We start from the raw sequence: 15,489 nt of genomic DNA on the forward strand, positions 1-15,489 counted from the left end.
TAGCCAAGCGGAGATATCGTTGACTACATGATCCAGGTCAACGTGCATGAGGCGAAGTCGCAGCTGTCCCGCCTCATCGAGGCCACGCTCGCCGGTGAAAAGGTGACCATCGCGCGCTCCGGTCGGCCCGTCGTCGACCTGGTCGTCCACTCCTCTCCGCCGGTCGTCATCGGCGTCCCAGGCTGGGCCGGCGCTGACGTCGACACTGATGCGCTGGACGCGCCTGATCCGCAGATCGACGCCCTGTTCGCCGGTGCGGACGAGTGAGCGGCCTCCTTCTCGACACCAACGCGTTGCTCTGGACCCTGACGGGTGACTCACGCCTGGGACCGGAAGCACGGAAGAGCATCACCGGGGCAGGCGTCGTGAGGTTCTCGGCGGTCTCTGTCCTCGAGATCACCATCAAGACGATGCTCGGCAAGCTCTCGCTCCCCGGTGATCTGCCGACGGCACTCACCGCCAGCGGTCTCACCGAGATCCCCCTGACATCCCGGCATGCCGGTGCCCTGACCGAGTTTGCCGAGCTGGCCCGCCACGACCCGTTCGATCAAATGCTCCTGGCGCAGGCACACGTGGAGCAGCTGAGCCTGCTCACGTCAGATGGCACGCTCCTCGGACTGGGTCTGCCCTGGGTGATCGACGCCCACCAATGAGCCGGACCTCGTCATCGTCGACACCGGCGTCGACATCACGGCCCTCGGTGGACGGGGCGCCTACCTGCCCGACATGGACGACCTTATCCTCGTCAAGGTCGCCACCGGCAGCGGTGCGGGGATCATCTCGGGGTCCTGGCGGCAGCGGGGGAGTCGGGCACCGTCACGCCTGCGCTGATGCTCCATCGCGTTCTCGACGATATCCGCGGTTTCCATCGACCCGACGTGCTCCAGACACGGAAAACGCGCCACCCTGCCTCCTGCCTCACGCGATCGCTGTCGCTGTCTACAGCGGCCGAAAGATGTGACTCTGCTTGGTTGGTCATGGTCGCGAGTCCTCGGTGGTGGCGGTGGGACTCAGCCGAGGTTCGAGCCTTGAGTCGGTAGAAGTCGCCTCGGAGGTTGATGATCTCGGCGTGGTAGACGAGTCGATCGACTTTAGGCCGGCTCGGCCGGTCCCGACGGGATGTCCGGCTCAGGGTGCTCGCCGAACCGGTTCCAATCGCCCCAGACCGGGCGCTCGCGCCAGTGACCCGACATGTCGAGATCGCTGTACCGCGTGATTTTCACCTCCGGCAGCCCCTTGATCGCTTCCCGGCAATCCGCAGTACCGTCCTGCCGGAAAACCCATCCTTTGTTGCCCACACTTTCGGAGATCCTTGGGGCCCAACCCGACCCTCTGGATAAACCCAGGTCCCGTAGCCCGTGAGAAAAAGTCGCGTCTCACCGTCAACTTCGGCCCAATCGAACTGCTCTGTCGTCGAGCCATCAACGTTGTAGAGGTAGACCCGAACATGCCTTCCCGCGGGAGCCGTAACAACGGTATAGTCGGGCACGCTGCTCTCATCCTGTAGACGCGTCACGGAGACGTGCTCGTGATCGAACCGCTCCCTTGCTGTCTGCTCAGTGATCTCCTCAACTGGCTGCATCATGCGAACGTTCCATCGACGCCCAAAACGAAAATACATGAACGACCCATTCCCTCCACCTTGGTGCACTAAACAGTGTAATCGAAGCCGTTGATGTCGACTATCCGAATTTCTCGGACCTTGGCATACTCGATCAGGTCCGCCGGGATACTCCCTCCTCGCTGTGGCGGCACCTGGAGAACAAGATCACCACGTAGCGGTGACCCGCCTGGCCGCTAGCACATTGCCGGGTGTGTTCCGGATCATGGCCTCCTCAGGGTACTTCTGTGCCAGTTCGCGAATGTAGGACCGCGTCGTTGACGGGTCCACATCGTTCAGTTGGTTCAAGTCGCGCGGGACGATCTGCTCGCCCGGCACATAACTGTCCAGGACGGCGTAGCCGAGGACGACCTTCTGCTGGTTGCCCCGGAGAGGAACTGCACCTCCTGATCCACCGCGCGGGCGGAGACCTCGAGCGAGGAGAAGACGCCGGGCATACCGGCGCGGGCGTTGGAGGTGCGGGAGGGGAAGACGGAGCGGACGACGCCGAGGGCGTTGTCGACGATCGACTGGCCGAGCGCGAGGCCCTTGGCCTTGCGGCGTCGGTGATGAGCGCGAGGCCGCGGCGGATCGCCTGGCGCGGGCTCGTGACGGTGGTGCTGGCACCCTCGATCTACAGCGTGCCGCGGGTGAGCGGAGTGACACCGAAGATCGACTCGACGAGCTCGGTGCGGCCCGAGCCCTGGAGGCCGGCCAGGCCGACGATCTCCCCGGCGCGCAGCGTGAGATCGATGCCGTCGACATACCCGTTGCCCGCGCCGGAGAAAGTGAGGACGGGGTCGCCGAGCTCGGTGCCCTCGGCGCGGTCGGGGAAGAAGGCGGACATCTCGCGGCCGATCATGAGGCGCACGAGGCCGGCCTCGTCGAGCTCGGCGGCGGGCTGGGTGGTGACCTGGCGGCCGTCCTTGAGGACGGTGATGGTGTGGCAGAGGTCGAAGATCTCCTTGAGGCGGTGGGAGACGTAGAGGATCGCGACGTCGCGCTCGAGGAGGCGGGCGATGATGGCGTAGAGGAGCTCGACCTCGTGGTCGGCGAGCGCCGCGGTCGGCTCGTCCATGGAGATGATGCGCGCGTCGTAGCTCACCGCCTTGGCGATCTCGACGATCTGCTGCTCGGCGACCGAGAGCGAGCGGACGGTGCGGGTGGGGCCCAGGCCGGTGACGCCGAGCCCGTCGAGCAGCTCGGCGGTATGCCGGGTCATGGCCGCGGTGTCGACGAGCGGACCTTTGCGCGGCTCGCGGCCGAGGTAGATGTTCTCCGCCACGGTGGGTCGGGCAGGAGGTTGAACTCCTGGAAGACGGTGGACAGGCCGGCCTGCTGGGCCTGGATGGGGTGGGTGAAGTGCTGGGCCTCGCCACCGATCTCGACGGTGCCCTCGTCGGGCTGGTGGACCCCGGCGAGGACCTTCATGAGGGTGGACTTGCCGGCGCCGTTCTCCCCCACCAGGCCGTGGACGTGGCCGGGGTGCAGCTCGAGGGTCACGTCCTCGAGGACGGCGTTGCCGAAGAAGCGCTTGGTCACCCCGGTGGCGCGCAGCACGGGCTGGCGCGGCGGGGTGCTGTCCGTCGGCGCGACGGCGTCGTTGGACGTCACGGGAGCGACTATGGCACGTCTTCGCCGCTTTTGTCGAGAGTTCGGCAAAAGTTGTCTCTTGCTCATGCAGAAGGGGCCATGGTCTACTTCCAGTCGTGCGGACCAGCGACGTCTTCGAGCTGCTGCGGGACGGGCGACCCCGGACCCGCGCCCAGCTCGCGGAGGAGACCGGGATGGCCCGGTCGACCGTGGCGACGCGCGTCGACGTACTGCTGCGGATGGGTCTGGTGGAGCCGGTGGGCGGGGCCCGGTCGACGGGAGGGCGGCCCCCGGCGCTCATCGCGATGAACCCGGCGGCGCGGGTCGTGGCGGGGGTGGACGTCGGCGCGACGCACGCCGTGGCGGCGCTGACGGACCTCGGCGGGACGGTGCTCGGTGAGCTTCGGGCCGAGCTCGACGTGGCCGAGGGTCCGGAGGCGGTGCTGGGGTGGGTGACGTCGGTGGTCGGTGAGCTGCTGGCCGAGGCGCGGCGACCTGTCCGTGACCTGGCGGCCATCGGGCTGGGGTTGCCGGGGCCGGTCGAGCACTCGACCGGCCGGCCGATCAACCCGCCGATCATGCCCGGGTGGGACCGGTATGACGTGCCCGCTCACCTGCAGCGGACGTATGCCGTGCCCGTGCTCGTCGACAACGACGTCAACATCATGGCGCTGGGCGAGCGCGGCGCCTACCTGCCGGACGTGGACGACCTCATCTTCGTCAAGGTGGCCACGGGCATCGGTGCCGGGATCATCTCGGGCTCACGGCTGCAGCGGGGTGCACAGGGCACGGCCGGCGACCTCGGGCACGTGCGGGTCAGCAGCGGCGAGGGCGTCATGTGCCGGTGCGGCAACGAGGGGTGCCTCGAGGCCATCGCCGCCGGGCCGGCGCTCGCCGCGTCTCTGGCTTCGGGCGGTGTGGCCATCGACTCGAACGTGGGAGTGGTCGAGCTGGTGCGCGCAGGGAACGCCGCGGCGGTGCAGGAGGTGCGCCGGGCCGGCCGCGACATCGGCGAGGTGCTCGCCACGCTGGTGAACCTGATGAACCCCTCGGCTGTCGTGATCGGTGGGAGACTGGCGGATGCCGGCGAGCACCTCTTGGCGGGGATCCGGGAAGTGGTCTACCAGCGGTCGCCCCCGCTGGCCACCGAGCACCTGCGGATCGCAGCGTCGAAGGCTGGCGCTCAGGCGGGCGTGCTGGGGGCAGCCACGATGGCGGCTGAGCACGTGCTTTCCCCCGAGGCGATAGAGGCCGCAGTGAGTGTCGCTCAGTCCGAAGCACCAGTCGCAGCGAAAGACCCTGGGGCCCCTATCCGTCCCACTTAAAGACCGTTTTCACGACAAGAGACCTGAGCGCTCAACCGCCTACTCCACAGCGACGGATCCCCAAGGGAAAATACAGCGATACAGTGGTCACCGACCCAAACACGTCACACCAACTCGAAGCACCGTCCTAGCGCCAATGGTCCTTTCCGTGCCTCGCACGCCCAGCACGTCACACCCATAGGCAAACCACCTATCCAAGTAGACGCTAGGATTTCTTTCGAAGAATAACAAGACTCTCCCTTGCGAATTCAGACTTCCCTCTGCGGATAAGGTCCCGCAGCACGTGAATTCCCTCGACTTCCCAGCCTTCTTCCGCCGCGCAATGAGCCAATAAAACGTCCGCCGCCACAACAAACCCGCCCTCACCCAACACCCCATGCGTCGAGTTTCCAACAACAAAACAAGCCACACCCCCAGGTGCCATCGCGTCAAACATTCTCCGGAACACCAACCTCATGTCCCGGAAATACCCAACTATCATGCCCGTCCTCTGCTGCCAATACCTCCCGGAGGGAATAGACTCAACCACCACTTCGAGAAGTTCCTTTTCCGAATCCCGCAGGACCGGCTCGTCAAGACCGTCCATCGATAGCGCTGCGCGGCTACTCGGATGGCTCCTGAGAGTCCTCACACGCTGCTGTCGCAACTCAGCCTCATCAGAGAGGAAGCCAAGCGCATAGGCTTCAACCTTGTACACCTCTGTATAGTCAATATTGTTGGGGTAAGGAGGCGAGAATATTGACAGCTGATACCCATCACGCAACTCCGCTGCACGAGCGTCTCCGTGCACCACCATCGCCTCGCCGCCGCAGCGCTCACCGGCTGCCAGAACCTTGATGTCATGGATCATGGACTCAGTGAACGAAAGGAAACTAGATAGCGGCTCTGCCACGCGCTTCGACTTCACATACCTTAGAGCCCTACCATCCTTTCGCAACTTGCCTGTAGCACCTACTGCCGAAGCAAGAGCCACTCTTAAAACGGAGCGTCCCCCAGAGTCCGGCAGGGCCCCGATCAAAGCACCAAGAAAAACCAAATCACGCGCCGCGTCCGCGCTGTAGTACCTCTCCTCATTCAGAGTTGCCCCGGGCACTCGTACTTCGTCACCCGGCCCCGCCTCAAACTGCCTCACGACCACGTTCCGCATTTCGTCCAACTCACCCAACACATGTTCAGGATGTAGTATGCAGACAGTTTTGGCGCGGCACACTTCAACCATAACGGGATTCACTTCGAGACCCATAACGAAATTGCCCGTCCCGTCAGGCTGGTGCAAACTACCGCCTTCACCAGCAGCACGCAAAGCACTCACCAGTGAAGTACCAGATCCAGCAAAAGGATCTACAAACCTAAGGGGACCGTTTATGCTCAGTTGCGTAGTCTCCACAACATAGTCAAACAAATTTCTTGAGAATGACTCTTTGAAATAGAACCACGAGTCGACTCCGGAACTATTGTCTTTAGCCGTGACCAAACTCGCCGAACCAACGTTCCGAGTCAAACTGTACGAGGACTCAAGAGACTTGTAATGATCGATAATCTTCGTCAGCATGCTACAAAGCCCGAGTTGATGCTACCCCCGCCATCCACGAAATTGCGATTCGCCTGAAACTCGGCGGCCGTGGAGAAGAGATGCCAAGTCCAAAGGGAGACTCGTTCACGCTTCGCCGCGATGACCGCGGGGTCGTCGGCTCCTGGCGTACCAGATATGTCCTTGCGAGTGTCGAACAACGAGACAACTCCACGATGATACTCATGTTCTGCGCAGTACGCCGATACTTGGTCCACTGCCTTCTCCGCCTCGTTAGTAGCCTCACGCACAACTTTCAACTCAAGTACACACAATTTTATGGAAACTCCAACTTTCGGCCGCCACTGAACGCCCAAATCAAATCGACCAGATATTCCGCGTGTTTCTATCTCGGCCCAAACCCTCTTGTCCCACGAGTTCAGGCCTGTTTTCAAGAGCCCTTGAATCTTCGCCTCGGCATTGCTGATTAGCGTCTTTTTGGAGTTTAACGTGCGCCACAAAGACTCATGATCAGGCATACCGGAGGGTGCCAACAATTGCCGCTCTACAACCCGACTTATTTGCTGCCGTACCGATTCTAGACTTGGAACAGCATCTTGGCCATCATAGCGAATCTCTTCTGCTTTACTGAGCTTACGCAGACCCTCAGACGCCACATACATCGTACGGCGCTGAAAATCAAGAATGGCCGCAGGCTTATCATAAAGCCCAAGCTCACTTGCGAGGGTCTTGACCCCCGACAGGGTTCGCCGGCCAAGCGGCACGGGGAGGGCTCCGGCCGTGAGGAGCGTCTCGGACGACAGCCAAAGGCTCCCAGCTAGCGGCTCCGTGCCGTCGGCAAGGGAAGTGTACTCAATCATTTTCTCGTCGAACTCATGCGGCTCTTCTGGGCCTGAATGTAGTATTATGACTACTTTCTCTCCAGGACTGACCTCTTCCACGACGACTCTTCGACGAAACAGTTCAAATACTCGTCTGCCGAACCTAGCTTCGGCTGTTAATTGCGCATCCCCGTTGACTGAGGCTCCCGAAGCGAAGTCGAGAGCCGACTCGAACAGCGAATCCGGTATTGTCACTGGTCAGCCTCGAATCTCGCTACGCCTGTTAGCAATTTGGCAAACGCCAACCGTAAGGCTCTCTCGTCGTCAGCTAGCATTGTTCCGCCTCGGTCCCGCAGATTGTTGAGCCAGTCGGAGGATCCTTCCAAGCCGCCCTCGACGTCGGCCTCCATAAGAGATCCGGGCTTCTTCGACCAGAACCTCCACTGTGGCTCAAAGTGGACGTGATCACTCAGACGGCGGTTGCCGCTCCCCAGAACGTCGACGAAAGCCGTTGCCCAGTCCAGATCGTTGCGCCACTCTGCTGACGGGCGCATTGCCTTTTCGTAGTGGAAAGAGTGTTCATTAGCCGCGAAGACTTCCACATCGTCACCCGTGACGTCCAAAAGTCCTGAATGGACAAGACGGAAGACACTCTTGGCAACGTCTGTGTCATCGAGCGTTCCTGTACTTGAAATGAGGTGCGAAGGGTCCAGAGAGTACCCGCGCTGCAAATACACAAGGACATCCCAAAGGTAATACCCTGCCTGAATTTCCTCAAGGCTCAGCGGCTGCTTGCCAGCCCGACGTGCTCCTAGGACCAACAGCAGAATCCGGTCAGCGCGAATCAAGGAGTCATTGGCTGGCATCGGCGAAAGTCTCTCGAAGTACAGCGTCATACTCCGCACCAAGCTGCTTCAGGGCCGGTGTCTTTCTTGCCCCGCTGAGTAGATTCGTTACTTTGTCTGAAGCTTGGGAGTCCATGCCGTGAAGGTCCGCGAGGGTCCGCACCAGAGGCGCGCCAGTGAGATTCGAAGCCACAATCAACTGATTGCCACTGTGTGTGTAGTGAAATAGCAGGTCTGCTGCGCGCTTGGCAAAGACTGCGTCGAGCGACATTTCTGGATCGTCCAGAACAAAGCATGACTTCCCAGTGCTGGCCAAGGCTTCCTGCAAGGCCATTCTGAATGCGACGTCAAGGTATTCCCTTTGAGACTCCGATACCTCGTCCGTGTCTGATCTGCGCGACTGAAACCCTTCGCTCGAGCTCATGACTATCCTGAAGATTCCAAGCTGAATCTGGGAACCTTCCTGGCCGATGCGTCGGGCAAAGGTATCCCAAACAAGCTTTACGTCCTCAACCATAAATAGATCAATCAAGGACTTGAAGCGATCTTGAACCTCGTCCATGATTTTCTCAGTCTGTCGATCGATCTCGGCGAAGGCTTGCTCCAATTGCTCCCTGGACGCCGCCAGACGCCTGCCCAACTCGTCGTGCGCAGCTCGCTCACGGCTGTAAACAAGACGAAGGGCCCTGACCGCGTCTTCGTCCGGGGGTAGGTCAGTCTCTTCTGCTTCTGCCTCGTTCAACGCCTCCCGAATCTCGGCCAGGGTCTTGGCGGCCTCGAGATGGCGCTCTTCAGCCTCGGCGAAGTACGCCCGTTGGGCGTCGACGAGTTGTCTTGCGTCCTCGTAGCGCTTTGCCGCTTCATCCAAGTGCTCTTGCGGTTGGTCGTCCGGTTCTTTGACGACCAATGCCAGATCACTATTACCTTTAGCCGGCAGTTCCTGCCCGCAGCAGGGACACAGTCCCAGCCGAAGTCCTTCGCGAGAAAGAAAGCGCGTGGTCAAACTATTAGTCTGTGTCGTTTTTATTGCACTACGCGCCGCTTCCGCACGACTGTCTAGATATAATTCTGCGGCGCTTGTCAACGCCGCTTCGGCCTCATGCAATTGCAAACGTGCCCTCTTGCGAGTGATGCGCGACTGGTCGAGCGCCGCAGTCGCCGCGTCTTGCTGCGAGAGCAGCTGCTGGAGTTCTTCGTCCTGTTGACGGGGCGTCTCCACCGACATTCGTTCCGCAATTTCTGCGAGCTCGCGCTTCTTTGCATTGAGCCCAACACGCCTATTTCGATATTCGCTGTCCATCGAAAGCACTTCGTTCTGCAAAGCGGAAATTTCTTTGCGTCGACTCGAACTCACCGCGATCAAGTTCAGCATGTAGCGCTGGGCATCTTCATCCCAAAGGAACGTCGGCCTGTCGTCGAACCAGAAGACGGCATACCGAAGCAGAAAGAGCCAGTCGTCCCTTCCGGAGTAGTTTCCGGATTGGCAAATGGCGTTAATGAGTTCGTCTTCTGATCCTAGTTCGGCTTCTCCCGTTTCTTGGCTCGAAATTCGAGCGCTCAGTAGCTTTAGGCTATCCAGCCTGCGCGCCACGCGAAATCGCTGGTTGCCAATAGAGAACTCTATGTAGGCCACACTGTCGACAGCGCCATTATTCGTGCGCTGCGGGAAATAGCGGAGTTCCCTGGCAGTTAGTGGAACAGACCGGATTTGCCCTCCTCCTAGTCGCGGAGTCTCACGTCCAGCAAGCTTGAATGGGCCAGTGAGCATCCTGTAGATCAGGTTGAGTAGGGTCGTCTTGCCAATTCCATTTGCGCCCACTACCAACTCGATGTCGTGTCCGAAGCGGACCTCCAGTCCGCGATCCCGCGGTCCCGGAAACATATCAAATCCCTTGATTTGGATGGCTTCAAGTATTGGAAAGCGAATCATGTAAGAAGGATCCTTCTGTCGGATCAGAAGCTTGCGGCTTGATCGACGGCAAGCGGGACTTTAGGGTCTAAGCACTAAATTGCCGCTCAGCTGCAGCCGCTTGTGCTGCCGCAACCCTCGCAGACGTAGCACGAGCCAGCCGGGCGCATCTTCGTCCCACAGGTCATGCAGATCGGCGCGTCGGCGACCTTGCCCTGGAACTGCTCGAGCAGCTCCGCCGAGGAGTGGATCTCCGCGTCGACCTTGCGGGCGTCAGCGGCACCGGCACCGGACTGGTCGGCGATCTCCTCCTTCTTCTCCGCCCTCTTGGCCGGAGTGGTGGCCGCACTCTGGCTGTAGTTCTCCAGCTCGTCCTCGTAGTCCTCGTCGTCATTCGACGGCTCGAGCGGGGCATACGACCCGGTCTCCAGCTGGCGGGCCCGCTCCTCCGCGGTGTGGATGCCCATGAACGACCGGGTCTCGAAGTCCAGGTAGTCCAGCGCCAGGCGGCGGAAGACGTAGTCCATGATCGACTGCGCCATGCGCACGTCCGGGTCGTCCGTCATACCGGCCGGCTCGAAGCGCAGGTTGGTGAACTTCTCGACGAAGGTCTCCAGCGGCACGCCGTACTGCAGACCGATCGACACGGCGATGGAGAAAGCGTCCATGACGCCGGCCAGGGTCGAGCCCTGCTTGCCGAACTTGAGGAACAGCTCGCCCAGGTCACCGCTCTCGTAGGTGCCGGCGGTCAGGTAGCCCTCGGCGCCGCCCACGGCGAAGCTCGTGGTCTGGCTGGACCGGCGCTTGGGGAGCCGCTTGCGGACCGGGCGGTACTCGACGACCTTCTCGACGGGTGCCTCGACCTCGTCGGCCTTCTTCTCCTTGTCCGCCTTGCCGTCGGACAGCGGCTGGCCGACCTTGCAGTTGTCGCGGTAGACCGCGAGCGCCTTGAGACCCATCTTCCAGCCCTGGAGGTAGACCTCGGCGATGTCCTCGACGGTGGCCGACTCCGGCAGGTTGACCGTCTTGGAGATGGCGCCGGACAGGAACGGCTGCACCGCGGCCATCATCCGCACGTGGCCCATCGGACGGATCGCCCGGGCGCCCATGGCGCAGTCGAAGACCTCGTAGTGCTCGGGCTTAAGGCCGGGGGCGTCGATGACGTGGCCGTTCTCGGCGATGAACTCGACGATCGCCTCGATGGTCTCGTCGGCATACCCCAGGCGGTTGAGCGCCCGCGGGATGGTCTGGTTGACGATCTGCATCGACCCGCCGCCGACGAGCTTCTTGAACTTCACCAGCGAGAAGTCGGGCTCGATGCCGGTGGTGTCGCAGTCCATCATGAAGCCGATGGTGCCGGTGGGGGCGAGCACGGAGGCCTGCGCGTTGCGGTAGCCGTGCTTCTCCCCCGTCTTGACGACGGCGTCCCAGGCCTTGGTCGCGGCCTTGTGGACCGAGGCGTCCATGGCGTGCAGCGTGCGGATCTCGTCGTTCGCCGCCTGGTGCTTGCGCATGACGCGCTTGTGCGCGTCGGCGTTGCGGGCATACCCGTTGTAGGGGCCGACCACGCCGGCGAGCTCGGCGGAACGCTTGTAGGCGGCGCCGGTGAGCAGCGAGGTGAGCGACGCGGCGAGCGCGCGGCCGCCTTCGGAGTCGTAGCCGTGGCCGGTCGCCATGAGCAGCGCGCCGAGGTTGGCATAGCCGATGCCGAGCTGGCGGTAGTTGCGGGTGGTCTCACCGATCGGGTCGGTCGGGAAGTCCGCGAAGCAGATGGAGATGTCCATCGCGGTGATGACCAGCTCGGCGACCTTCTGGTAGGTCTCCACGTCGAAGGTGTCGTCATCGCGCAGGAACTTCAGCAGGTTGAGCGAGGCAAGGTTGCAGCTGGAGTTGTCGAGCGACATGTATTCCGAGCAGGGGTTGGACGCGGTGATGCGACCGGTCTCGGGGTTGGTGTGCCAGTCGTTGATCGTGCCGTCGTACTGGATGCCCGGGTCGGCACACTCCCACGCGGCCTGCGCCATCTTGGTGAAGAGGTGCTTCGCGTCGACGGTGGTGACGACCGAGCCGTCCTTGCGCGAGGTGAGGCCGAAGTCGGTCTCATCCTCGACGGCCTTCATGAACTCGTCGGAGACGCGCACCGAGTTGTTGGCGTTCTGGTACTGCACCGACACGATGTCGTCGCCGCCGAGGTCCATGTCGAAGCCGGCGTCGCGCAGCGCCCGGATCTTGTCCTCCTCGCGCGCCTTGGTGTCGATGAACTCCTCGATGTCGGGGTGGTCGACGTCAAGGACGACCATCTTGGCCGCGCGGCGGGTGGCGCCACCGGACTTGATGGTGCCCGCGGAGGCGTCGGCACCGCGCATGAAGGAGACCGGGCCCGAGGCGGTGCCGCCGGAGGACAGCAGCTCCTTGGAGGAGCGGATGCGGGAGAGGTTGAGGCCGGCGCCCGAGCCGCCCTTGAAGATGAAGCCCTCCTCCTTGTACCAGTTGAGGATCGAGTCCATCGAGTCGTCCACCGAGAGGATGAAGCACGCGCTGACCTGCTGCGGGCTCTGGGTACCGACGTTGAACCACACGGGAGAGTTGAACGAGAAGATCTGGTGCACGAGGGCATACGTCAGCTCGTGCTCGAAGATCTCCGCGTCCTCCTCGGTCGCGAAGTAGCCGTGCTCCTTACCCGCCTTGACGTAGGTGAGGACGACGCGGTCGACGAGCTGCTTGAGGCCGGTCTCGCGCGCGTCGGTGCCGACGGCGCCGCGGAAGTACTTCGTCGTGACGATGGTCGAGGCGTTGGCCGACCAGAAGTCCGGGAACTCCACGCCGCGCTGCTCGAAGATCGTGTCGCCGGTCTTCCAGTTGGTCTGGACGACGTCCCGGCTCTCCCAGGTGACCTGGTCGTAGGGGTGCACGCCAGGCGTGGTGAAGATGCGCTCGATCGTCAGGCCCTTGCCGTTGCGGCGCGTGCGCGTCTTCGACCCGGTGGTCTCGGTCATGACTAGCTCTCCTTGGTGGGGATGTGCGTGCGTGTCGTCCGTGTATGCCAGTGCACCAGAGGGCACCGACATACCTGTCGTGCTCAGGTGGTCGGGGTGGGTTCGGTGTCGGAGGCGGCGTCGCGCTCGGTGCGCAGCAGCACGATCGCCGACTCGAAGTCGTCGAGGTTGTCGAAGGCCTGGTAGACCGATGCAAACCGGAGGTAGGCCACCTCGTCCAGGGCCTTGAGCGGCTCGAGGATGGCTAGGCCGACCTCGTGCGCGTCGACCTCGGCCTGCCCGAGCGAGCGGATCGACTCCTCGACCTGCTGCGCGAGCAGCTGGAGCTGGGCGTCCGTGACCGGGCGACCCTGGCAGGCCTTGCGGGCGCCGGTGATCACCTTGTCGCGGCTGAACGGCTCGGTCGCGCCGGAGCGCTTGATGACCGAGAGCGTGGCGGACTCCACCGTGCCGAAGCGGCGCCCGCACTCGGGGCACTGGCGGCGGCGACGGATGACCGTCCCCTCCTCCTGGACGCGGCTGTCGACGACCTTGGAGTCGGTGTGACGGCAGAACGGGCAGTGCATGTCACTCTCCTTCTCGGTCGCGGCAGCGCGGCGCGAGCACCTGCCGAGGCAGGCGCTCTGTGGGTGGATCTGGGGACGATCTGTGGACGGGCTGTGGGGACAGCCGGTCCGGTTGTGAACAAGATGTGGACGAACCACACCCCTGTAACTACTAGATATGGTGATCGTAGGCGACCCCGCTACTAGATGCAAGGGGTGCGTGGCGTGTTGCGTGTCGGCGCTGCGCGAGGCCCGGAACGACGCGGATCGAGGCTTCGTGGGGCGTGTCGTCCACATCGTGGGGGTGGTCAGATCGGGGCGGAGTCAATACTGTGGACGAGCGCTCAGCAGCCCCACGCTGGGGCACACTGGGGGTGGACGGAACGGCTGCGGGTGGACCCGCGGCCGGGAGATCGAGGAGGGGTATGCCGTGACCCGCACCACCGTCGTCGCCGCCTTGGCTGGGCTGGTGCTGCTGGCCGGCTGCGACAGCTCGACCGAGCCCTCCGCTCCCCCGACCTCGCAGGACGCGCTCACCACGCCGACCGAGGAGCCGTCGGAGGACACCGAGGCCACCTCGGAGCCGGCCGAGACGCCCGAGGAGGCGACCACCGAGGAGCCGGACGCCGACGGGGCACCCGAGATGCCGGAGGAGGCTACCGAGCAGACGGAGGCGGGGGCCGTCGCCTTCGCACTCCACTATGTCGAGGTCCTCAACTACGCCATGAGCAACCCAGAAGTGGGGTTGCTCGAGCCCCTAGCCCTCGATGGTTGTGAGACTTGCGACAACTTCGAGGAGCTCGTTGAGTATGGAGCGAACCAGGAGGAAGTTCTCGCGGAGCCCATGGCCGAGGTCGGTGAGGTGACCTCCATCTTCACTGACGACAGCGCCCGCGTGGCAATACCAGTCACACAGAACGCCCAGCCCTTCCTCAGGGACGGGCAAGCGGTCGACCGCGCTCTGGAAGAGCAGGAGCTTTCGCTGATCGTGCGCCTGCAATGGGAAGACGCCTGGCGCGTTAGCACCATAACTGTCGACTAATGAGAGGCATAACCGCCTTGGTCACGCCCCTACTGGGGCTCGCCCTGCTGCATCCAGGCGCTGCAGAGGAGCCGGGAGATCCTGCCGATCCGCCCTGTGGGGGCTTAGACGAATGCGGTAACGAGGGTGACGGCTCGGAAGTAGGGCTTACGCACGAAGAGGTGAGAGCCGTCTCAACTCAGTATCCGCCCGGTTCCAACCCCGCTGACCCAACGTCCTGGTACGAATACAGAGCGGTGATCGACTGTCGACCGCCCAACAGCGTTAGCCAACCCCGCCTTGAGATCTGTCAGTCAGCGATAGATGCGTGTGACGGAGTGGCGGATCCAGCGTTCGCACTGGCGATCATCTATCGCCGCACTGTGGCAGCCGATGGCGACGTGCTCGACGACTGGGCTCCTGGAGATTCCACCTGCTTCAGCAACTCGGTTCCGCCTCGCTCGGGAGAACTAGTCCAAGAACTCACAGAGGCCATGATCATCGAGCAGTTCCACCAGACCGACTTCGCTCTTCCAGGAGCCGTCATCCAACCTCCCGACGGTCGGACGCTGGTCAACCTGCCGGTGTACTTCCAGCTCGCCTGGCCCGAGGCCGGCTTCGAGCCTCAGGAGATCGACACCACAACGCTCATCGGGCACGAGGTGCGGATCCGGCCGACCTTGGTCGGCATCACCTATCTCACCGGCGACGGCGGCAGCATCGGACCGACCGAGAGCACGGGCGGTCCCTATCCCGACGGCGACATCACCCACGAGTACACCGACGCGGCCCAGGTCGCGCCCTACATCTCGGTCGAGTACGGCGGCGAGGTCAGCGTCGACGGCGGTGACTGGAGCGAGATCCCGAGCACGGTCGTCATCGATGGCCCGACGAACCCGCTCGAGGTCCTCACCTCGAAGAACCGCCTCTACTCGAACTGAAAGACGCTCAGCCCTTGACGGAACCGGCCATCAACCCGCCGACGAAGTAGCGGCCGAGCAGGATATACACGAGCAGCGTGGGCAGGCTGGCGATGAGTGCACCGGCCATCGACACCCCGTAGTTCGACAGCATGGCGCCGTTGGCCAGGTTGTTGAGTGCCATCGTCACCGGCCCGTTGTTCGCCGTGGAGAAGAAGACCGCGAAGAGGAAGTCGTTCCACGCCGAGGTGAACTGCCACAGCAGCACGACCACGAAGCTCGGGTGACGAGGCTCGTCGAAGTTCCTCAGTGATGCTCACTGATTTTCCCCACCTTGGGCGGGGTTCAGTGTAGCGGTCGGCGGGTGCCGGTGGTGGCGGCGC

Annotated in this window: 12 protein-coding genes and 2 pseudogenes; 5 read left to right on the top strand and 9 right to left on the bottom strand. The window is 62.9% G+C overall.

Annotated features, from left to right (window positions below):
* Positions 1–27: 27 nt before the first annotated feature.
* Positions 28–267, top strand: coding sequence for a type II toxin-antitoxin system Phd/YefM family antitoxin (locus BJF80_RS03395; RefSeq protein ID WP_022926177.1), 240 nt, complete (start codon positions 28–30; stop codon positions 265–267).
* Complete coding sequence (locus tag BJF80_RS03400; RefSeq protein WP_075811343.1) at positions 264–653, top strand: type II toxin-antitoxin system VapC family toxin; 390 nt, start codon at positions 264–266, stop codon at positions 651–653. The genes BJF80_RS03395 and BJF80_RS03400 overlap by 4 nt, the downstream gene beginning before the upstream one ends.
* Positions 654–1,091: 438 nt before the next feature.
* Here BJF80_RS03400 and BJF80_RS18115 read toward each other — a convergent pair whose 3' ends face one another.
* A complete protein-coding gene (locus BJF80_RS18115) occupies positions 1,092–1,298 on the bottom strand; it encodes a hypothetical protein (protein ID WP_143553951.1) in 207 nt (68 codons plus the stop codon).
* Positions 1,299–2,234: 936 nt separating this feature from the next.
* Positions 2,235–3,280, bottom strand: a pseudogene (locus BJF80_RS21425) (sugar ABC transporter ATP-binding protein).
* Between the two features lie 29 nt (positions 3,281–3,309).
* On the opposite strand from BJF80_RS21425, the gene BJF80_RS03415 reads away from it, so the two are divergent.
* A complete protein-coding gene (locus tag BJF80_RS03415) occupies positions 3,310–4,518 on the top strand; it encodes an ROK family transcriptional regulator (protein ID WP_083673428.1) in 1,209 nt (402 codons plus the stop codon).
* Between the two features lie 205 nt (positions 4,519–4,723).
* Here BJF80_RS03415 and BJF80_RS18120 read toward each other — a convergent pair whose 3' ends face one another.
* The 6 genes from BJF80_RS18120 to nrdR form a co-directional block, all read right to left on the bottom strand.
* Positions 4,724–6,070 carry a class I SAM-dependent methyltransferase gene (locus BJF80_RS18120; RefSeq protein ID WP_143553952.1) on the bottom strand — a complete coding sequence of 449 codons (1,347 nt, stop codon included), beginning with the start codon at positions 6,068–6,070 and terminating at the stop codon, positions 4,724–4,726.
* Complete coding sequence (locus BJF80_RS18125) at positions 6,064–6,990, bottom strand: hypothetical protein (RefSeq protein ID WP_143456622.1); 927 nt, start codon at positions 6,988–6,990, stop codon at positions 6,064–6,066. Before BJF80_RS18125 ends, BJF80_RS18120 begins: the two co-directional genes overlap by 7 nt.
* 131 nt (positions 6,991–7,121) lie before the next feature.
* Positions 7,122–7,736: a hypothetical protein gene (locus tag BJF80_RS18130; protein ID WP_158068459.1), complete on the bottom strand. Its 615-nt coding sequence runs from the start codon at positions 7,734–7,736 to the stop codon at positions 7,122–7,124.
* Positions 7,723–9,645, bottom strand: coding sequence for an AAA family ATPase (locus BJF80_RS03420; RefSeq protein WP_075811347.1), 1,923 nt, complete (start codon positions 9,643–9,645; stop codon positions 7,723–7,725). Before BJF80_RS03420 ends, BJF80_RS18130 begins: the two co-directional genes overlap by 14 nt.
* An 86-nt stretch (positions 9,646–9,731) precedes the next feature.
* On the bottom strand, positions 9,732–12,620 hold the full coding sequence (locus BJF80_RS03425) for a vitamin B12-dependent ribonucleotide reductase (protein ID WP_075811349.1): 2,889 nt from the start codon (positions 12,618–12,620) through the stop codon (positions 9,732–9,734).
* A gap of 83 nt (positions 12,621–12,703) precedes the next feature.
* Positions 12,704–13,186, bottom strand: coding sequence for a transcriptional regulator NrdR (gene nrdR, locus BJF80_RS03430; protein WP_075811351.1), 483 nt, complete (start codon positions 13,184–13,186; stop codon positions 12,704–12,706).
* A 409-nt stretch (positions 13,187–13,595) separates the two neighbouring features.
* On the opposite strand from nrdR, the gene BJF80_RS03435 reads away from it, so the two are divergent.
* The gene (locus tag BJF80_RS03435) at positions 13,596–14,207 is read left to right on the top strand and encodes a DUF6318 family protein (RefSeq protein WP_075811353.1); all 612 of its coding nucleotides are present in this window, start codon (positions 13,596–13,598) and stop codon (positions 14,205–14,207) included.
* A 473-nt stretch (positions 14,208–14,680) separates the two neighbouring features.
* Entirely contained in the window at positions 14,681–15,127 is a 447-nt protein-coding gene (locus tag BJF80_RS03440) for a hypothetical protein (protein WP_075811355.1), read from the top strand.
* A 7-nt stretch (positions 15,128–15,134) separates the two neighbouring features.
* Here the strand turns inward: BJF80_RS03440 and BJF80_RS03445 are convergent.
* Positions 15,135–15,389: pseudogene (locus BJF80_RS03445) on the bottom strand (carbohydrate ABC transporter permease); the annotation flags it as partial.
* Positions 15,390–15,489 lie beyond the last annotated feature (100 nt).

The organism is Serinicoccus sp. CUA-874 (assembly GCF_001942225.1).
Lineage (GTDB): Bacteria > Actinomycetota > Actinomycetes > Actinomycetales > Dermatophilaceae > Ornithinicoccus > Ornithinicoccus marinus.